Annotated in this window: 14 protein-coding genes; 10 read left to right on the top strand and 4 right to left on the bottom strand. The window is 58.4% G+C overall.

All coding sequences use genetic code 11. The features are described from left to right. Window positions 1-49 precede the first annotated feature (49 nt). From JFU11_RS03070 to JFU11_RS03060, 3 genes are all read right to left on the bottom strand, one after another. Entirely contained in the window at window positions 50-1,228 is a 1,179-nt protein-coding gene (locus tag JFU11_RS03070) for a VWA domain-containing protein (protein ID WP_201059734.1), read from the bottom strand. A 25-nt stretch (window positions 1,229-1,253) separates the two neighbouring features. Continuing rightward, the gene (locus JFU11_RS03065) at window positions 1,254-2,099 is read right to left on the bottom strand and encodes a MoxR family ATPase (RefSeq protein WP_007898718.1); all 846 of its coding nucleotides are present in this window, start codon (window positions 2,097-2,099) and stop codon (window positions 1,254-1,256) included. Between the two features lie 144 nt (window positions 2,100-2,243). Then, entirely contained in the window at window positions 2,244-3,317 is a 1,074-nt protein-coding gene (locus JFU11_RS03060) for a DUF748 domain-containing protein (protein ID WP_123721912.1), read from the bottom strand. A 126-nt stretch (window positions 3,318-3,443) separates the two neighbouring features. On the opposite strand from JFU11_RS03060, the gene cysK reads away from it, so the two are divergent. From cysK to JFU11_RS03045, 3 genes are all read left to right on the top strand, one after another. After that, window positions 3,444-4,421: a cysteine synthase A gene (cysK, locus tag JFU11_RS03055; RefSeq protein WP_123721911.1), complete on the top strand. Its 978-nt coding sequence runs from the start codon at window positions 3,444-3,446 to the stop codon at window positions 4,419-4,421. 249 nt (window positions 4,422-4,670) lie between these two features. Continuing rightward, window positions 4,671-5,609: an aspartyl/asparaginyl beta-hydroxylase domain-containing protein gene (locus tag JFU11_RS03050; RefSeq protein ID WP_123721910.1), complete on the top strand. Its 939-nt coding sequence runs from the start codon at window positions 4,671-4,673 to the stop codon at window positions 5,607-5,609. A 393-nt stretch (window positions 5,610-6,002) separates the two neighbouring features. Beyond that, entirely contained in the window at window positions 6,003-6,866 is an 864-nt protein-coding gene (locus JFU11_RS03045; RefSeq protein ID WP_201059732.1) for a DMT family transporter, read from the top strand. Between the two features lie 111 nt (window positions 6,867-6,977). On the opposite strand, the gene JFU11_RS03040 is transcribed toward JFU11_RS03045, so the two are convergent. After that, complete coding sequence (locus JFU11_RS03040; protein ID WP_201059730.1) at window positions 6,978-7,886, bottom strand: DMT family transporter; 909 nt, start codon at window positions 7,884-7,886, stop codon at window positions 6,978-6,980. Window positions 7,887-8,015: 129 nt separating this feature from the next. On the opposite strand from JFU11_RS03040, the gene aceK reads away from it, so the two are divergent. From aceK to JFU11_RS03005, 7 genes are all read left to right on the top strand, one after another. Beyond that, window positions 8,016-9,737 (top strand): bifunctional isocitrate dehydrogenase kinase/phosphatase, encoded by a 1,722-nt coding sequence (aceK, locus tag JFU11_RS03035; RefSeq protein ID WP_123721907.1) that lies wholly within the window; start codon window positions 8,016-8,018, stop codon window positions 9,735-9,737. A gap of 221 nt (window positions 9,738-9,958) precedes the next feature. After that, window positions 9,959-13,870, top strand: a complete 3,912-nt coding sequence (gene hrpA / locus JFU11_RS03030) for an ATP-dependent RNA helicase HrpA (protein ID WP_201059728.1) — start codon at window positions 9,959-9,961, stop codon at window positions 13,868-13,870. 344 nt (window positions 13,871-14,214) lie between these two features. Continuing rightward, a complete protein-coding gene (locus JFU11_RS03025; protein WP_201059726.1) occupies window positions 14,215-15,336 on the top strand; it encodes a beta-ketoacyl-ACP synthase III in 1,122 nt (373 codons plus the stop codon). 180 nt (window positions 15,337-15,516) lie between these two features. Continuing rightward, complete coding sequence (locus JFU11_RS03020) at window positions 15,517-16,131, top strand: sigma-70 family RNA polymerase sigma factor (RefSeq protein WP_123721905.1); 615 nt, start codon at window positions 15,517-15,519, stop codon at window positions 16,129-16,131. After that, the gene (locus tag JFU11_RS03015; protein ID WP_123721904.1) at window positions 16,125-16,361 is read left to right on the top strand and encodes a zf-HC2 domain-containing protein; all 237 of its coding nucleotides are present in this window, start codon (window positions 16,125-16,127) and stop codon (window positions 16,359-16,361) included. The genes JFU11_RS03020 and JFU11_RS03015 overlap by 7 nt, the downstream gene beginning before the upstream one ends. Window positions 16,362-16,594: 233 nt before the next feature. Further along, window positions 16,595-17,938, top strand: coding sequence for a porin (locus tag JFU11_RS03010; RefSeq protein ID WP_038979382.1), 1,344 nt, complete (start codon window positions 16,595-16,597; stop codon window positions 17,936-17,938). Window positions 17,939-18,087: 149 nt separating this feature from the next. Next, window positions 18,088-19,212, top strand: a complete 1,125-nt coding sequence (locus tag JFU11_RS03005; protein WP_201087350.1) for a GNAT family N-acetyltransferase — start codon at window positions 18,088-18,090, stop codon at window positions 19,210-19,212. The last annotated feature ends 2 nt before the right edge of the window (window positions 19,213-19,214 follow it).

The raw sequence follows: 19,214 nt of genomic DNA, 5'->3' as shown, positions 1-19,214 counted from the left end.
CTTGTGGGAGCGGGCTTGCCCGCGATGGTCTCAGTCCAGACAACAGAGATTACTTGGACAAAAACCGCATCCCTTCCTCCAACCCCCGCAACGTCAGCGGATACATCTGGTCATCAATCAAATCCCGCACGATATTGGTCGACGAGGTATAGCCCCAGGTGTCTTTCGGGTACGGGTTGATCCAGATGAGCTTCTTGTACTTTTCCTTGAAGCGCTGCATCCACACGTAACCGGCTTCTTCGTTCCAGTGCTCGACGCTGCCGCCAGCCTGGGTGATTTCATAGGGCGCCATGGCGGCGTCGCCGATGAAGATCACTTTGTAGTCGGCGCCGTACTTGTGCAGCAGGTCGTGGGTGGCGGTGCGCTCGGAGGTACGGCGCATGTTGTTCTTCCACACCGATTCATAAATAAAGTTGTGGAAGTAGAAGTACTCCAGATGCTTGAACTCGGTCTTGCAGGCCGAGAACAGTTCTTCGCAGATCTTCACGTGGGCGTCCATCGAGCCGCCGATGTCGAACAGCAGCAACAACTTGACGGTGTTGCGGCGCTCCGGACGCATCTGGATGTTCAGCAGCCCGGCATCGCGCGCGGTATGGTCGATGGTGCCGTCGATGTCGAGTTCTTCCGCCGCGCCCTGACGGGCGAATTTACGCAGGCGACGCAGGGCGACCTTGATGTTGCGTGTGCCCAGTTCGACCGAATCGTCGAGGTTCTTGTACTCGCGCTGATCCCAGACTTTGACCGCTTTACCTTGACGCTTGCCGGCATCGCCGACCCGAATGCCTTCCGGGTTGAAGCCTCCGGAGCCAAACGGGCTGGTGCCGCCGGTGCCGATCCACTTGTTGCCGCCGGCATGGCGTTCTTTCTGTTCTTCCAGGCGCTTTTTGAACTCTTCAATCAGCTTGTCCAGCCCACCCAGGGACTGGATCGCGGCCCGCTCTTCATCGGTCAGGGAACGCTCGAATTCCTTGCGCAGCCAGTCTTCTGGAATCAATGCCTGAAGGTGATCGTCGAGCTTTTCCAGGCCATTGAAGTAGGCACCGAACGCCCGGTCGAACTTGTCGAAATGCTTTTCGTCCTTCACCAGAATCGCCCGCGACAAGTAATAGAACTCGTCCATGTCGGCGAAGGTCACGCGCTGTTTCAGCGCGTTGATCAGGTCCAGCAGCTCACGCACCGAGACCGGCACCTTGGCTGCACGCATTTCATTGAACAGGTTGAGCAGCATGGCAATCGCCTCTCTCTATCGGGGCTTAGCGAGTGCCGCGACGGCTCATGAACGCCAGGCGCTCAAGCAATTGCACGTCTTGTTCGTTCTTAACCAGGGCGCCTGCCAGTGGCGGAATGGCCTTGGTCGGATCGCGCTCGCGCAGCACCGCTTCGCCGATGTTGTCGGCCATCAAGAGTTTCAGCCAGTCCACCAGTTCGGAGGTCGATGGCTTCTTCTTCAGGCCCGGCACTTTGCGTACATCGAAGAACACGTCCAACGCTTCGCTGACCAGGTCTTTCTTGATATTCGGGTAGTGCACGTCGACGATCCGTTGCATCGTGACGCGATCCGGGAAGGCGATGTAGTGAAAGAAGCAGCGGCGCAGGAAGGCGTCCGGCAGCTCTTTCTCGTTGTTGGAGGTAATGATGATGATCGGGCGCTTCTTGGCCTTGATGGTCTCGTCGATCTCGTAAACGTAGAACTCCATCTTGTCGAGTTCTTGCAGCAGGTCGTTAGGAAACTCGATGTCGGCCTTGTCGATTTCGTCGATCAGCAGAATCACCCGCTCTTCGGACTCGAAAGCTTCCCAGAGCTTGCCCTTTTTCAGGTAGTTGCGAACGTCGTGGACCTTCTCCGTACCCAGCTGCGAGTCCCGCAGGCGACTGACCGCGTCGTACTCGTACAAACCTTGATGTGCCTTGGTGGTGGACTTGATGTGCCAGGTAATCAACTTGGCGCCGAAGGACTCGGCCAGTTGCTCGGCGAGCATGGTTTTGCCGGTGCCTGGCTCGCCCTTGACCAGCAGTGGCCGCTCCAGGGTGATGGCGGCGTTGACCGCCAGCTTCAGGTCATCGGTGGCGACGTAGGCCTGGGTGCCTTCGAACTTCATCTGCTAATCCTCGAACGGTAACGCCGACCTGAACGAGGCAGGGCGGGGCGCGATAAATTGTCAGGCTCGACTATAACGCGCTGCCCGGTCGACTGTGAACGCAGACGACTTATTCAGTCTCTGAATGGGGCGTCACATCTTGACTCAGTCCGTATCCGGCTTGGGTCGTTCGTACTGGGCATTGAATGCCTGGATGAAACCATTACGCAAAATCTGCAAAAAAGCCTCGAATGCGCTGATATCTCGCTGATGCACGCTGCCTTTGAGCTGGACGCGAGTGGCGAACTGGTTTTTCGGTTGATTCTTCAACACATTCTCGGTGCCACCGACGAGTGCTTCCCAGATGGAGCGAAAAATCCCTTTGTCTTTGTTCTCCACGTCCTGTTGCCAATTGAATACATCGACGTCCCGCAATAGCGGCTTGATGTAGCCAGTGAGTTGGCCCTTGTTGGCTTCGGCTTCAATGACCACGTCACCATGGCCGGAATTGAAGTCGAACTTGCCGTAAGCCGAGGCGAAGTCGTTCATACGTTTAAGTTCAAGGTTCTTGGCGCGCAGGCGGAATTCGAAGTCTTCGAAATTGCTAAATGGATCAAAGGTCGCCAGGGTTTCCAGCGGTGCATGCCCCAGCAACAGCGCTTTGCCGTCGAAACGGGCGTCGCGCTTGCCTTTGGTGTCGACTACGTTGGTCAGGTTGTAAATGCTGGCGTTAACCTGGGTGGCATTCATGTTCACCGGCGGTTTTGAATTGAAGTTTCGAAAGGTGACCCGCCCATCGTTGATCCGCACTTCGTTCAGGGTTATCGGCAGCAATTTTTCCAATTGTGCCCGCCAGTCGGTGCCCTGACCGGTCTGGGAGTTTTTCTTGGTGGCACCGTCGACGAAATTCACCTCGGGTTTGTCGAACTGCGCCTCGGCCACCACGGCATGGTCGTACCAGAGCGAGTGCCAGCTGACGGAGAGGTCAATCAAGGGTGCGTTGACGAAAGGCACGGGGACCTTGCCATTGACCTTGACGATTTTCAGTCCGTTGATTTTGTAGGCCCCGCGCCACAGGGCCAGGTCTACATCGGTAATCTGCCCGCTGTAGTCACCCATGTCCGCCAGTTTCTCGTTGAGGTAATCGCGCACCATGTAGGGCAGGGCAATGTGCAGGGCAACCAGCAGCACAACAAGGCCGGCGAGGGTCCACAGGGGCCAACTGTATCGACGCTTCATGGCGGCAAATCTCTGGCGGTATAAAGCGATTGACTGCGGGGCTAAGCGGACGTTCGACTGACTGGACGACCACGGGTAACAGGCATACCTTGGACAGCTAATTCAACGCTGTATAAGGACCCAGCCATGAGCCGTATTTATGCTGACAACGCCCATTCCATTGGCAATACGCCGCTGGTGCAAATCAACCGTATCGCCCCGCGCGGTGTCACCATCCTGGCCAAGATCGAAGGGCGCAATCCTGGTTATTCGGTCAAGTGCCGGATCGGCGCGAACATGATCTGGGAGGCCGAAAGCAGCGGTAAACTCAAGCCCGGCATGACCATCATCGAACCGACTTCGGGCAATACCGGCATCGGCCTGGCGTTCGTTGCCGCCGCCCGCGGGTACCGGCTGGTACTGACCATGCCCGCATCCATGAGCATCGAACGACGCAAGGTGCTCAAAGCCCTTGGCGCCGAACTGGTGTTGACGGAACCGGCCAAAGGCATGAAAGGCGCAATCGAGAAGGCTGCCGAAATCCTCGCCAGTGATCCATCGACCTACTTCATGCCTGCGCAATTCGAAAACCCGGCCAACCCGGCCATCCACGAAAAAACCACCGGGCCGGAAATCTGGAACGACACCGACGGCGCAGTCGACGTCTTGGTGGCGGGTGTCGGAACAGGTGGAACCATTACCGGGGTTTCGCGGTATATCAAGAATACCCAGGGCAAGCCGATAATCTCGGTGGCGGTGGAGCCAGTATTGTCGCCAGTCATCACTCAGGCGAGGGCTGGGGATGAGATCAAGCCCCTTGCCCCCCACAAAATCCAGGGCATCGGCGCTGGTTTTGTACCGAAGAACCTGGATCTGTCGATGGTCGATCGGGTGGAGCTGGTCAGCGACGATGAGTCCAAGGCGATGGCCCTGCGGCTGATGCAGGAAGAAGGGATTTTGAGCGGTATCTCGTGCGGCGCCGCCATGGCGGTGGCTGTGCGACTGGCTGAAACCCCGGAAATGCAGGGCAAGACCATCGTGGTGATCCTGCCCGACTCTGGCGAACGCTACCTGTCGAGCATGCTGTTCAGTGATCTGTTTACCGAACAGGAGAATCAGCAGTAAGAGCTACCGAAGGTTCGGTCCGCGTTCGGACGATCTTTTGATCTTGTTTTTGATTCTCGTGTGAAAGGGGGGTGATTCAGGTCAGCCCCCGTTCAGGAACCTTGTGTTAATAAGGGTTTATTGCGTAATCCTTAACACTGAATGTTGAGTTATGCGGGTTTTTCCCGAGGCCGGTAGTGTTTATCATGGCCGATTGCCACGTCGGGTAAATGGCGTTGTGCAAAGTTACCTACTATCAAGGAGTTGTAGATGAGCTTTTCCTTTGTCGCGAAGGCTTCGGTGTTGTTGCTGTTCCTCGGCAGCACGCTCTATGTGCACTTGCGTGGCAAGGCGCGTTTGCCGGTCCTGCGCCAGTTCGTCAACCACTCGGCTCTGTTTGCACCTTATAACGCCCTGATGTACCTGTTCTCCGGCGTGCCATCCAAACCCTACCTGGACCGCAGCAAGTTCCCCGAACTGGATGTGCTCAGGGATAACTGGGAAGTTATCCGCGACGAAGCCATACACTTGTTCGACGAGGGTTACATTCGCGCCGCCGAAAAGAACACCGACGCCGGTTTTGGTTCGTTCTTCAAGAAGGGCTGGAAGCGTTTCTACCTCAAGTGGTACGACAAACCGCTGCCATCGGCCGAAGCCTTGTGCCCGAAAACCGTGGCGTTGGTCAGCAGTATTCCCAACGTCAAAGGCGCCATGTTCGCGCTGCTACCGGGTGGCAGTCACCTCAATCCGCATCGCGACCCGTTCGCCGGTTCCCTGCGTTATCACCTGGGGCTGTCGACACCGAACTCCGATCATTGCCGCATCTTCGTCGACGGTCAGGTTTATGCCTGGCGTGATGGCGAAGATGTGATGTTCGATGAAACCTACGTGCACTGGGTCAAGAATGAAACCGAGCAAACCCGGGTCATCCTGTTCTGCGATATCGAGCGACCGCTGAGCAATCGCCTCATGACCCGCATCAACCGCTCGATCAGCGGCTTTCTGGGGCGCGCCACTGCACCCCAGAACCTTGATGATGAACGCGTTGGCGGGATCAACCAGGCCTACGCCTGGAGCAAGAACTTCAGCGACAAATTCAGCGGTATGGTCAAACAGTGGAAGCGTCGTAACCCCAAGGCCTACCGTGTACTGCGGCCGGTGCTGGCCGTGGTGGTGTTGACGTTGTTGGGGTATTGGTTGTTTGGTTGAGGCCTCAGGCCTATTCCCCGGGTTCTTTCGTCAAGTCATTGCAATCCCTGTCGAGCGCTGGTTATAGTCGGCCCTCTGTGGTTTCCTGAACCACTCTTTCACTCATCAAAAAAGATCAGCCCATGCCAGCTTCCCCCATCAACGCGGTAGTCGATTCAGCGGTCAACGCTGGCGTCGTGCCGTGCGGGAATCAACAGCCTGCGCAGATCAGTCATTACCCCCCACCTGTCAGTAGCACGCCGGTGTGCGCAGTCGTATCACCGCCAGGCGTTGGCTTTTCGGGCTGATCAGCTTTTTTCTGCTGTTCCCGTGCCCATCTGAAAAGCGCCTGAAAAAACTACTGAATTTCAGCTTCGGCTGAGTTGGCTTTTTGCCTGACTACAGGTGGTATTCATGTTTGTCCTTTCGAAAAAATCCGCGCTCGCGGCGGCGTCCACGAGCCTGTTCGTTTTGCTGTGGAGCAGCGGCGCGATCTTCTCCAAATGGGGCCTGGCCCACGCATCACCCTTCGCTTTTTTGCTGATTCGTTTCGCCATTGCCTTGTGCGGGCTGGTGCTGTTGATGCCGTTGCTCAAGCTGAAACTACCCAAGGGCGGCAAGCCGATGTTGTATGCGATGGCCACGGGCGTGGTGTTGCTGGGGGCTTATCAGATTTTCTATCTGCTGGCCCTGGACCTGAAGGTCACTCCCGGCATGATGGCAACCATCATGGGCGTTCAACCGATTCTCACCGTAGTGATCATGGAGCGGCACCGATCAATAAGCCGGATGTTCGGTCTGGCGCTAGGCCTGGCGGGGTTGATCATGGTGGTTTACCAGGGCATCGGTTTGGCCGGCATGTCGTTGGCCGGGATGCTCTTCGGTCTGTTGGCGCTGGCGAGCATGACCTTCGGCTCGATCATGCAGAAACGCATCACCGATAATCCCCTCGGCACGCTGCCGGTGCAGTATCTGGCGGGATTGTTGCTCTGCGGGATCTTCGTACCGTTCCAGCCGTTTCATGTTGAACACAGCACAGGGTTCATCGTGCCGGTGTTGTGGATGGGGTTGGTGGTATCAGTGCTGGCGACGCTGCTGCTGTATCGGCTGATTGCACGAGGCAATCTGGTAAATGTCACTAGCCTGTTTTACCTGGTGCCGGCAGTAACGGCGGTCATGGACTACCTGATTTTTGGCAACCGTCTGGCGGCATTGAGCATGCTCGGCATGCTGCTGATCATCATTGGTCTGATGTTCGTCTTCCGCAAAACTGCTTGAAACAAAACAAGCCCGGAACATTGCTCCGGGCACCGTTCCCACATTGGATCTTCGTCGTGACACCGATCCATTGTGGGAGCGAGCTTGCTCGCGATGGCATTGTCAGCAGCACTACCGAGCAGCCACCTCAGCCGTCTTCACCACCGCCGGCTTCAACACCAACCACAACGCCACCGCTATCAACACCCCGCCATAAAGATGCGCCATCGACAACGGCTCATCCAGCAGCAGCGCCCCCCACAACACCCCGAACGGCGGGATCATGAAGGTCACGGTCATGGATTTCACCGGGCCAACCGAAGTCAGTAAACGGAAGTAAATAATGTAGGCAAAGGCCGTGCACACCAAACCCAACCCCAGCAACGACAACCAGACATTCCAGCCGCCCCAGCTCGCCGGCGGCTGGCTGATCACGTTGTAGCCAAACAACGGCAGCAACAACAACGTCGCGCCGAGCATGCTGCCCAGCGCCGAAAGGCGACTGTCGAGGCCGCCGGCATGGTCGAGCCAGCGCCGGGCGAGGAACCCGGCAAAGCCATAGCAGGTGGTGGCCATCAGGCACGCGAGTGCGCCCATCAGCAGTTCCAGGTTGAACGCCACCGGCCCGGCCCGGGTGAGGATGCCGACGCCGAACAGGCCGAGAAATACCCCGCCCAACTTGGCGGCGGTGAGTTTTTCATGGAAGAACAGCCCACCGATCAATACCCCCATCAAAGGCGTGGTGGCGTTGAAAATCGCCGAGTAACCGGCCGGCAGCACTTGGGCGGCCACGGAATAGAGGGTTGCCGGGATCCCTGAGTTGATCATCCCGAGCAGCATCACCGTCTTGAGCTTGCCTTTGAAATCCCAGCTGATGCGCATCAGCCCAAGGATCACCAGCAGCCCGACGGCGGCAATCGACACGCGAAAAAAAGCAGTGGGGATTGTGCCAATCACTGGGGCAATAACGCGCATGAACAGAAAGCTCGCACCCCAAATGGCGGCAAGCGACAACATACGCAGGATATCGACGGGGTTCACAGCACTTTCCTTCCTTGATTGGCGCGCAAGTGTCGCGCCAGTCAGGGTACAAGGCAATGGTTGCGTTGCGTCACACAGGGCCACTAAGCTCAGGCTCCAACGACAAGAACAGCCGCCGAGGTTTTACCTATGCCGCAGCAATGGCCAGCCGCCGACATCGCCCGAATGATCCTCGATGGCTTTGACGATTACCGCGAGCATTTCCGTCAGATCACCGACGGCGCTCGAGCCCGTTTCGAGCAGGCCCAATGGCAAGAGACGCAAGTTGCGTCGGCGGCGCGAATCAACCTCTACGAAGAAAAGGTCGGCGAAACGGTAGGGCGCTTGCATGCGTCGTTCGAGACCGATGTGCTGATGGACGTCAGCAACTGGCCGCTGGTCAAAAGCGCTTACATCAGCCTGATCGACCTGCGCTTCGACGATGAACTGTCCGAGACCTGGTACAACTCGATTTTCTGCGGGCTGTTCAGCCATGACCTGATCAGCGACGGCTGCATGTTCATCCACACCACGCGGCCGAGCCTGCGCCGCGCCCGGGCCGCGCAAACCCGCACCTACAAGCCGCAGGGGCAGTTGGCCGGCATGCTCACGAGCATCTTTGCCGACTACCGCTTCAGCGAAGATTACGCCGATCTGGCCGGCGACCTGCGCCGCCTCGAAGCGCAGTTGCGCGAGAACCTGCCGGATTGGGTCTGCAAGGACCCGGAGCTGAGCGTCGAGCTGTTTTCCTCGGTGCTTTACCGCAACAAGGGCGCCTATCTGGTGGGGCGCATTTACACCCAGGACGAGCAGTGGCCGCTGGTGATTCCGCTGCTGCACCGCGAAGGCCGGGGCATCCAGATCGATGCGCTGATCACCGACGAGGCGGAGGTGTCGATCATCTTCTCCTTCACCCGATCGTACTTCATGGTCGATGTGCCGGTGCCGGCGGAATTCATCGGCTTTCTCAAACGCATCCTGCCGGGCAAGCATATTGCCGAGCTGTACACATCGATCGGTTTCTACAAGCATGGCAAGTCCGAGTTTTACCGGGCGCTGATCAATCACCTGGCCAACACCGACGATCAGTTCATCATGGCCCCCGGCGTGCGCGGCATGGTCATGAGCGTGTTTACCCTGCCGGGCTTCAACACGGTCTTCAAGATCATCAAGGACCGCTTCTCACCGTCGAAAAACGTCGACCGCGCTACGGTGATCGAAAAGTATCGCCTGGTGAAAAGCGTCGACCGGGTCGGGCGCATGGCTGATACCCAGGAGTTCGCCGACTTCCGATTCCCGTTGAGCAAGTTCGAGCCAGCATGCCTGGAAGAGTTGCTCGAAGTGGCCGCGTCCACGGTATCCCTGGAAGGTGACACGGTACTGATTCGCCACTGCTGGACCGAACGCCGGATGACACCGTTGAACCTTTATCTGGAACACGCCAACGATGCGCAGGTTCGCGAGGCGCTGGAGGATTACGGCCTGGCGATCAAGCAACTGGCGGCGGCGAACATTTTTCCCGGTGACATGTTGCTGAAGAATTTTGGCGTCACCCGTCACGGTCGGGTGGTGTTTTATGACTACGACGAGATCTGCTTCCTGACTGAAGCCAACTTCCGCCACATCCCGCAACCGCGTACACCGGAAGACGAAATGGCCTCCGAACCGTGGTACTCGATCGGGCCACTGGATGTATTCCCCGAGGAGTTTCCACCGTTTTTGTTTGCTGATTCGGGGCAACGAAAGTTGTTCGATCAGTTGCACGGTGAGTTGTACAACGCTGATTACTGGAAGAGTTTGCAGGAGGCTATTCGGGCGGGGAAGGTGATTGATGTGTTTCCGTATCGGCGCAAGGGCCTCGATAACGAATAACACCACCCCCTCTGGTAGGAGCTGTGTAGGAGCTGTCGAGTGAAACGAGGCTGCGATCTTTTGATCTTGTCTTTAAAAATCAAAATCAAAAGATCGCAGCCTCGTTTCACTCGACAGCTCCTACACAGCCCCACACAGCTCTTACAGTAGAACCACCCGCAATCCCTGCCAAATCTGCGACAATCCGCCCCCTGCGCCACTAGACGACTTTTGCGTACCTGATGACTGACGAATCGCCTTCAATCGACAAACTGCTGAAAAACCTCGATCACGCCATGCTCGCCGACCGCCACCGGCTGCGGCGGCAGTTGCTTGAGCTGCGCAAGAAACCTGACGAGGCCAAACTGGCCCAGTGGGTGACGCGCACGCAGACGTCTTGTGATCAGGTGTTGGCGCGGCGCGCCAGCCTGCCGGTGATTCGTTACGACGACAGCCTGCCGATCGCCGCCAAGCGCGACGAAATCAAAGAGGCGCTGCTCAAGCATCAGGTGCTGATCATTGCCGGCGAAACCGGGTCGGGTAAAACCACCCAGTTGCCGAAGATCTGCCTGGAAATCGGTCGCGGCCAGCACGGCCTGATCGGCCACACCCAGCCCCGTCGAATCGCCGCCCGCAGCGTAGCGAGCCGGGTTGCTGAAGAATTGGCGACGCCGTTGGGCGCGCTGGTCGGCTATCAGGTGCGGTTCGAGGATCAGAGCGATTCCAACACCCTGATCAAACTGATGACCGACGGCATCCTGCTGGCGGAAACCCAGAACGACCGCTACCTCGAACGCTACGACACGATCATCGTCGACGAAGCCCACGAACGCAGCCTGAACATCGACTTCCTGCTCGGTTACCTGAAAACCCTGCTGCCGCGCCGTCCGGACCTGAAAGTCATCATCACTTCGGCGACCATCGACCTGGAGCGTTTTTCCAAGCATTTCGACGATGCGCCGATTGTCGAAGTCTCCGGCCGTACCTTCCCGGTGGAAACCTGGTATCGCCCGCTGACCCTGGAGCAGGATGAGGAGGGCAACCGTGTCGAGGATGACTTGACCGTGGACCAGGCGATCCTCGCTACCCTCGACGAAATTGCCGCGTTCGAACGCAGCGAGCGCAAGAGCCCAGGCGACGTGTTGGTGTTCCTGCCGGGCGAGCGTGAGATTCGCGACGCCGCCGACATGCTGCGCAAGGCCCAGCTCAAACACACCGAAATTCTGCCGTTGTACGCGCGACTGTCGCCGGCCGAGCAGCAGCGGATTTTCCAGTCGCACCCTGGGCGTCGCGTGGTACTGGCGACCAACGTCGCCGAAACCTCGCTGACGGTGCCAGGCATTCGTTATGTGATCGACAGCGGCACCGCGCGCATCAGCCGCTACAGCTACCGCGCCAAGGTTCAGCGCCTGCCCATCGAAGCGATTTCCCAGGCCAGCGCCAACCAGCGTAAAGGCCGTTGCGGGCGGGTCGAACCGGGCATTTGCATCCGCCTCTACAGCGAAGAAGATTTCATCGGTCGCCCGGAATTCACCGACCCGGAAATCCTCCGTACCAACCTCGCAGCAGTCATTCTGCAGATGCTTCATCTGCGCCTCGGCGAGATCACCGATTTCCCGTTTATCGAGCCGCCTGACGGCAAAGCCATCAGCGACGGTTTCAACCTGCTGCAAGAACTCTCGGCGGTGGACCGCAACAGTCAGCTGACGCCGCTCGGTCGCCAACTGGCGCGGCTGCCGGTGGACCCGCGCATGGGCCGCATGCTGCTGGAAGCGGCGAAACTTGGCAGCTTGCAGGAAGTGCTGATCGTCGCCAGTGCCATGTCGATTCAGGACCCGCGCGAACGTCCGCCGGAGCGTCAGCAAGCCGCCGATCAAGCCCACGCCCAGTGGAAAGACGTGGACTCGGACTTCGCCGGGCTGGTCAATCTGTGGCGTGGCTTCGAAGAACAACGTCAGGCCCTGACGGCCAGTCCGCTGCGCAATTGGTGCCGCAAGAACTTCCTCAATTACCTGCGCCTGCGCGAGTGGCGCGACTCCCATCGACAGTTGAGTCTGATCTGCCGCGACATGCAGTTGAGCCTCAACAAAGAGCCGGCGGATTACCCGAAACTGCACAAAGCCGTGCTCTCCGGATTGCTCAGCCAGATCGGCCAGAAAACCGAAGACGGCGATTACCTCGGTGCTCGTCAGCGGCGCTTCTGGATTCACCCGTCATCCGGCCTGGGCAAGAAGCGTCCGCAATGGCTGATGACCGCCGAACTGGTGGAAACCACCAAGCTTTACGCACGGATGGTCGCCAAGATCGACGCTGACTGGATCGAGCCGCTGGCCGGGCACCTGATCAAGAAAAACCACTTCGAACCCCACTGGGAGAAGAAGCGCGGTCAGGTCGTGGCTTTCGAGCAAATCACCCTGTTCGGGTTGATCGTGGTCGGTCGTCGGCCGGTGCATTACGGCCCAATCGATCCCGTGGTTTCTCGTGAGTTTTTCATTCGCGAAGGCCTGGTGCGCGGCGAGATTCAATCCAAAGCCAAGTGCCTGACGGCCAACCAGCAACTGCTGGAACAGCTCGACGAACTGGAAGCCAAGGCGCGTCGCCGCGACATCCTCGCCGATGAAGAAACCTTGTTCGCCTTCTACGATGCGCGACTGCCAGCAGAGATTCACCAGACCGCGACTTTCGATAGCTGGTACCGGGTCAACAGTCAGAAAGACTCACAGCTGCTGATCATGCGCGAAGAAGACGTGCTGGCCCGCGAAGCCAGCGAAGTCACCGCCGCGCATTACCCGGACACCCTGCACATCGGCGATCTGGAACTGGCGCTGAGTTATCACTTCGAGCCCAACCATCCGCGTGATGGCGTGACCTTGCGCGTGCCGGCGCCGCTGTTGCCGATGCTGCCGCCGGAACGTCTGGAATGGCTGGTGCCGGGGGTGATCGAGGCCAAGTGCATTGCGCTGGTGCGCAACCTGCCCAAGGCCCTGCGCAAGAATTTCGTGCCGGTGCCGGACTTCGTCAAAGCCGCGTTGCAGCGCATCACGTTTGCCGAGGGCTCGTTGCCTTTGGCGCTGGGCCGCGAGTTGCTGCGCATGACCGGCGCGCGGGTCAGCGATGAGGCGTGGGCCGAAGCCTCGCAGCAGGTCGAAAGCCATTTGCGGATGAACCTGGAAATCGTCGATGGTCAGGGCAAGTTCCTTGGTGAAGGCCGTGACTTGGCCGAGCTGACCGCACGCTTTGCCGAGGCCAGTCAGGCTGCGTTGGCGGTGCCGCAAACGGCGAAGAGCCAACAACCGGTGGAGCCGAAAGTCTTTGCTGCCGTGGCTGAGAAAACCCAGCAGAAAATCGCCGGGCTATCGATGACGGTGTATCCGGCGCTAGTGGAAGAGGGCGGTACGGTCAAGGAAGGTCGATTCTCGACCCCGGCCGAAGCCGAGTTCCAGCATCGCCGGGCCTTGCAGCGTTTGCTGATGCAGCAACTGGCGGAACCGGCGAAGTTCCTGCGCGGCAAGTTGCCGGGGCTGACCGAGTTGGGCCTGATGTACCGTGACATGGGGCGTGTCGACAGCCTGGTGGAAGACATTCTGCTGACCAGTCTCGACAGCTGCATTCTCGACGGCGAAGACCCATTACCACGCGATGGCGCCGGACTGGCGTCGCTGGCCGAGCGTAAACGCGGTGGCTGGACCGAGCACGCCGAACGGTTGGCCAAGTTGACGCTGGAGATTCTCAAACTGTGGCACGGCCTGCAAAAACGCTTCAAGGGCAAGATCGACCTGGCGCAAGCCGTGGCTTTGAACGACATCAAGCAGCAGCTCAGCCATCTGGTGTATCCGGGGTTCGTGCGTGAAACGCCGATGCCGTGGCTCAAGGAACTGCCGCGTTACCTCAAGGCTGTCGAGCAACGTTTCGAAAAACTCGGCGCTCAAGTGCAGAAGGACCGGGTCTGGAGCGGCGAATTGTCCGGCCTCTGGGCTCAATACCAGACCCGCGCCAACAAACACGCCCAGGAAGGCAAGCGCGATCCGCAGCTGGAACTCTATCGCTGGTGGCTGGAGGAATACCGGGTCTCGCTGTTCGCGCAGCAATTGGGGACCAAGGTACCGATCTCTGACAAGCGCTTGAACAAGCAATGGAGCCAGGTCGAGCCGTAAACCCCGATCTCCTTGATCTCCTGCGGTCTACTGTAGGAGCTGCCGAAGGCTGCGATCTTTTGATCTTTTGGTGTCGCGACAAAGAAAGATCAAAAGATCGCAGCCTTCGGCAGCTCCTACCCGGTACTGCATTACATCGCGTGCTCCAGCAAAAGGCGCCAAAAGCCAGCGTTTATGGCAAACTTCGCGCCTATAAACGCCAGTCCCGCGGTTTTGAGCCTTCACGGGCCGGGCGGATCGGAATAAAGCGATGCCAGGTTTGCGTCCGGAACCTGGAATAGACCCTTTGTGTGTTGGTACGTCGGTGCCAGCGCTTTCTGCCTGAACGGATTAGAGAAACGACCATGCATAACGTCGTCATCAGCGGCACCGGCCTGTACACCCCGGCCAACAGCATTTCCAATGAAGAGCTGGTGCAGTCTTTCAACGCTTACGTCGCGCTGTTCAACGCCGACAACGCCGAAGCCATCGCGCGCGGCGAAATCCAGGCATTGACCGAATCCAGCGCAGCGTTTATCGAAAAAGCGTCCGGCATCAAAAGCCGCTTTGTCATGGACAAGGACGGTATTCTCGATCCGCAGCGCATGGCACCACGCCTGCCAGAACGTTCCAACGACGAGTGGTCGGTGCTTTGCCAGATGGCCATCGGTGCGGCCGAACAAGCCTTGCAGCGTGCCGGCAAGACCGCCGCAGACATCGACGGTGTGATCGTCGCCTGCTCCAACCTGCAACGCGCCTACCCGGCCATTGCCATCGAAGTTCAGGAAGCGCTGGGCATTCAGGGTTTCGGTTTCGACATGAACGTCGCCTGTTCCTCGGCGACCTTCGGCATCCAGGCTGCGGCCAACAGCGTGCAACTGGGCCAGGCCCGGGCGATCCTGATGGTCAACCCGGAAGTCTGCACCGGTCACCTGAATTTCCGCGACCGCGACAGCCACTTCATCTTCGGCGACGCCGCCACTGCGGTGATCATCGAACGTGCGGATCTCGCGACGTCCAAGTACCAGTTCGACGTGGTCAGCACCAAACTGCTGACCAAGTTCTCCAACAACATCCGCAACAACTTCGGCTTCCTCAACCGCGCCGCGGAAGAGGGCATCGGTGCCCCCGACAAACTGTTCGTCCAGGAAGGCCGCAAGGTGTTCCGCGATGTCTGCCCGATGGTCGCCGAGCTGATCGTCACGCACCTGGAAGAAAACCAGCTCAACGTCAGCGACGTGAAGCGCTTCTGGTTGCACCAGGCCAACCTCAGCATGAACCACCTGATCGTCAAGAAACTGCTGGGCCGCGAAGCCACCGAAGAAGAAGCCCCGGTGATTCTCGACACCTACGCCAACACCAGTTCCGCCGGTTCGGTGATTTCGTTTCACAAGAATCAAGACGATCTGGTCAGCGGTTCGCTGGCTGTACTCAGCTCGTTCGGCGCTGGCTACTCGATCGGTAGCGTGATTCTGCGCAAGCGCTGAGTGCGCCTGATTGTGGCGAGGGGGCTTGCCCCCGTTCGGCTGCGAAGCAGTCGTAAACCAGCGCACTCGGTATAACTGATGCCGCAGATTTGGGGCGGCTTCGCCACCCAACGGGGGCGAGCCCCCTCGCCACGATGTTGTCTGATGCTGGAACATAGATGGTTCTGAAACGAGGTTTGCATGGCCGCAGCTGACGACACCCTATTGCTCAAACGCCTGCTGGCGGGCGAGCAGAGGGCTTTCAAGGAACTGGTCAGCACTTACCAGAGCGCCATGTGCGCGGTGGCTTATGCCATCGTCGGCAACCGACACGTCGACGAGGTAGTACAAGATGCCTGGCTGTCGGTGGTTCGCAATCTCGGCGGGTTCGAGGGGCGTTCGAGCCTCAAGACCTGGCTGCTGACCATCACCGCCAACTCGGCCAAAAGCCGCTACAAGCAAAACCGCCGGGAAGTCTTGCTCGATGACCTGCCGTCGCCTCACGGCACGGTCGATGACGATCGTTTTTCATCGACTGATGGTCATTGGCTGGTGGCGCCGTACGCCTGGCATCAGGACACGCCAGAGGCTCTGTTGACCGAAAACGAACTGCGCGAATGTCTGGAACATACGTTGCTCAGCCTGTCGGAACTGCAAAGCAGTGTTTTGCTGTTACGCGAACGACAAGGGCTGGAGCTGGAGGAGATCTGTAATCTTCTGGAGATCTCGCTCTCCAATGTTCGTGTGCTGCTACATCGAGCACGGTTAAAGGTCTTTGCGACCGTGGAGCATTTTGAGGAAACCGGCGAATGTTGACCTGCAAGGAACAAGTGGCGCGCTCCAGCGATTATCTCGATGGCCAGTTGAGTTTTCGTGAGCGACTGATGATGCGGCATCATTTGATGTTCTGCCCCAATTGCCGACGGTTCATTCGGCAGATGCGATTGATGCAGGCCACCCTGAAGGTGATGCCCGAGCCGCCTGTGGCTGATCTGGATGCGCTGGCTGAACGGCTTGCCAACGAGCATCTGAAGAACAAACCGTAGATTTTCCCTCTCGTAACACCCCCCTTCAGCCGCTCTAGTTTGCGGCTTGCAGCTCATCACCTGCGGCTGCTTTTCTGTTATTTCGATTCGAAGTAAAAAAGTTCCCTTGTCATAAAATCTTTATCTATCAGCAACCCGGCTGAAATACCCCGCCTCCAAGATTCCCTCCCAACACAAGCGGGCCAGACCCGCGTGTTTCCAAGCTACAGACCACCAATTAGGGGAACTCTTCGATGATCCGTAAGCACTTCGCCGGTTTTGCCGCCAGCGCATTGGCCATGGCAGTAACCGCCCAGGCTTTCGCTGGCACCGTCACCACTGATGGCGCCGATATCGTAGTAAAAACCAAGGGCGGCCTCGAAGTCGCCACTACCGATAAAGAATTCAGCTTCAAACTCGGCGGTCGCTTGCAGGCTGACTACAGCCAGTTCGATGGCGTCTACACCAGAAACGGCGATACAGCTGACGCGGCCTACATCCGTCGTGGGTTCCTGGAACTGTCTGGTGTGCTGTACACGGATTGGGCTTACACCATCAACTACGACTTCTCCCACAACAGCGGTGATTCCGACAACGGTTACTTCGACGAAGCGTCGTTGGCCTACAACGGCTTCAAACCGGTCTCGATCAAAGTCGGTCGTTTCGACCCGGATTTCGGCCTGGAAAAAGCCACCAGCTCCAAGTGGGTCACTGCGCCAGAACGCAACATGGCGTACGACATGGTCGATTGGGCGAACAGCCACCAGAATGGTCTGGGCCTGCAAGCCTCCAGCACCTTCGCTGATTCGTTCTACGCTTCCGCCGGCGTGTTCAGCAAAGACACCGACGATACCGATGGCAACAGCGTCAAACAGGTCAACGGCCGCTTTGTATTCGCGCCGATGCATGACGCCGGCAACGTGCTGCACTTCGGTGTGAACGTGGCTTCCCGTGATGTCTCCGACACGGCCTTCGATTCGCGTTATCGCACCCGCATGGGCATGCGTGGCGTGGAAACCCTCGGCGGCAACGATGCTGGCACCAACGGCAACCGTCCGGTGCTGGGCGGCAGTTCCACTTCGGCTGCCGGCTCCTATGACCGTGACGACGCTTACGGCCTGGAAGCCGCATTCGCTATGGGCCCGGCCTCGATCCAGGGTGAATACGTCGCCCGCAAAACCAAGGCCGATGCCAGCAACCTTGAAGACATCAAGGGTCACGGTTTCTACGTTCAGGGTGCCTACACCCTCACCGGCGAAGCCCGTGGCTATAAAGTCGGCAAGTTCGACGCGATCAAACCAGCCAACAAATCCATCGGCGCCTGGGAGCTGTTCTATCGTTACGACAGCCTGACCGTCGAAGACGACAACATCACCACCGCCAGCCTGACCCGCGATGTCGGCGATGCCGAAGCCCAAGTGCACACCCTGGGTGTCAACTGGTACGCCAACGAAGCGGTGAAAATCACTGGCGCCTACCTCAAGGCCAAGACGGACAACGTGACCAATGCCACGGCTGCCAGCGGCACTACCCCGGCACGTCGTACCGGTGATGACAGCGGTGACGGCTTCGTGGTCCGCGCTCAATACGTGTTCTAAATTGCAGTAAACGCTGTACGAGCTCTTTCTTCATCCGTTAAAGCTCCTCTCGTTTTAACCCCGCCTTGGCGGGGTTTTTTTTGTTTCGGGTTAGGCAATCAGATAAGCGATACTCGTCCCATCTGTAGAAAATGATGGTTGGGATGCTAATGCCGCTGCAACGTCTGGAAAGTCTGTCCGAAATCGCGCCGCACACCTGGGACGCGCTGGTACCGGAAACTCAGCCGTTTCTGCGTCATGCCTTTCTGAGCGCGCTGGAAGACAGCGGCAGCCTCGGCCCGCATTCCGGCTGGCAGCCCGAGCATCTGCTGCATGTTGAAGGCGATCGGCTGATCGCCGCGCTGCCCAGTTACCGCAAATGGCATTCCTACGGCGAATATGTGTTCGACCATGCCTGGGCCGAAGCCTGTGAGCGTGCCGGCATCGACTACTACCCCAAGTTGTTGACGGCGGTGCCCTTCAGCCCGGTCAGCGGGCCGCGATTGCTGGCGGAGACGATCGAGGACGGTTTCGAGCTCCTGCAGAGCCTGCCGGGTTATCTGGAAATCGAAGGACTTTCCAGCGCCCATATCAACTTCACCGATCCATTCACCGACGCGGCATTGGCCGAACAGCCAGGCTGGTTGCAGCGCATTGGCTGTCAGTACCACTGGCAGAATCGTGGTTATCGGGATTTTCAGGACTTCCTCGACGCCCTCAGTTCGCGCAAGCGCAAGCAAATGCGCAAGGAACGTGAGCAAGTGGCGGGGCAGGGCATCGACTTCGAATGGCTGGAAGGACGACAACTGGATCAGGCGCAGTGGGACTTTGTGTATGCCTGCTACGCCAATACCTACGCGGTGCGTCGACAATCGCCGTACCTGACGCGAGAGTTTTTCAGTCTGCTGGCCGAGCGCATGCCGGAATCGATTCGTGTGGTTTTGGCTAAACAAGGCTCACGACCGGTGGCCATGGCCTTCAGTCTGGTCGGTGGCGACAGTTTTTATGGTCGTTACTGGGGCTGCCTGGCGGAGTTCGATCGCCTGCACTTCGAGACCTGTTTCTATCAAGGCATGGACTACGCGATTGCCAACGGCTTTCAACGTTTTGACGCTGGTGCTCAGGGCGAGCACAAGTTGATTCGTGGCTTTGAACCGGTGATCACCCATTCCTGGCATTACCTGCGCCACCCGGGCTTGAAGTCGGCGGTGAAAGACTTCCTTGAGCGCGAGCGTGTCCGGGTCATGGGGTATGCAGAAGAAGCGAAGACTGCCTTGCCCTATCGACAAGGCTGATC

The sequence above is a fragment of the Pseudomonas sp. TH37 genome (assembly GCF_016650735.1).
GTDB classification, from domain to species: domain Bacteria; phylum Pseudomonadota; class Gammaproteobacteria; order Pseudomonadales; family Pseudomonadaceae; genus Aquipseudomonas; species Aquipseudomonas farris.
This window is presented reverse-complemented; position numbering and strand designations above follow the sequence as displayed.

What these genes read in the sequence shown, in the direction of transcription:
- JFU11_RS03025 (WP_201059726.1), top strand. Translation starts at nt 14,215, where the DNA reads ATGCATAACGTCGTCATCAGCGGCACCGGCCTGTACACCCCGGCCAAC.
- JFU11_RS03050 (WP_123721910.1), top strand. Translation starts at nt 4,671, where the DNA reads ATGAGCTTTTCCTTTGTCGCGAAGGCTTCGGTGTTGTTGCTGTTCCTC.
- JFU11_RS03045 (WP_201059732.1), top strand. Translation starts at nt 6,003, where the DNA reads ATGTTTGTCCTTTCGAAAAAATCCGCGCTCGCGGCGGCGTCCACGAGC.
- JFU11_RS03010 (WP_038979382.1), top strand. Translation starts at nt 16,595, where the DNA reads ATGATCCGTAAGCACTTCGCCGGTTTTGCCGCCAGCGCATTGGCCATG.
- aceK (WP_123721907.1), top strand. Translation starts at nt 8,016, where the DNA reads ATGCCGCAGCAATGGCCAGCCGCCGACATCGCCCGAATGATCCTCGAT.
- cysK (WP_123721911.1), top strand. Translation starts at nt 3,444, where the DNA reads ATGAGCCGTATTTATGCTGACAACGCCCATTCCATTGGCAATACGCCG.
- JFU11_RS03060 (WP_123721912.1), bottom strand. Translation starts at nt 3,317, where the DNA reads ATGAAGCGTCGATACAGTTGGCCCCTGTGGACCCTCGCCGGCCTTGTT.
- JFU11_RS03015 (WP_123721904.1), top strand. Translation starts at nt 16,125, where the DNA reads ATGTTGACCTGCAAGGAACAAGTGGCGCGCTCCAGCGATTATCTCGAT.
- JFU11_RS03020 (WP_123721905.1), top strand. Translation starts at nt 15,517, where the DNA reads ATGGCCGCAGCTGACGACACCCTATTGCTCAAACGCCTGCTGGCGGGC.
- JFU11_RS03070 (WP_201059734.1), bottom strand. Translation starts at nt 1,228, where the DNA reads ATGCTGCTCAACCTGTTCAATGAAATGCGTGCAGCCAAGGTGCCGGTC.
- hrpA (WP_201059728.1), top strand. Translation starts at nt 9,959, where the DNA reads ATGACTGACGAATCGCCTTCAATCGACAAACTGCTGAAAAACCTCGAT.
- JFU11_RS03005 (WP_201087350.1), top strand. Translation starts at nt 18,088, where the DNA reads ATGCCGCTGCAACGTCTGGAAAGTCTGTCCGAAATCGCGCCGCACACC.
- JFU11_RS03065 (WP_007898718.1), bottom strand. Translation starts at nt 2,099, where the DNA reads ATGAAGTTCGAAGGCACCCAGGCCTACGTCGCCACCGATGACCTGAAG.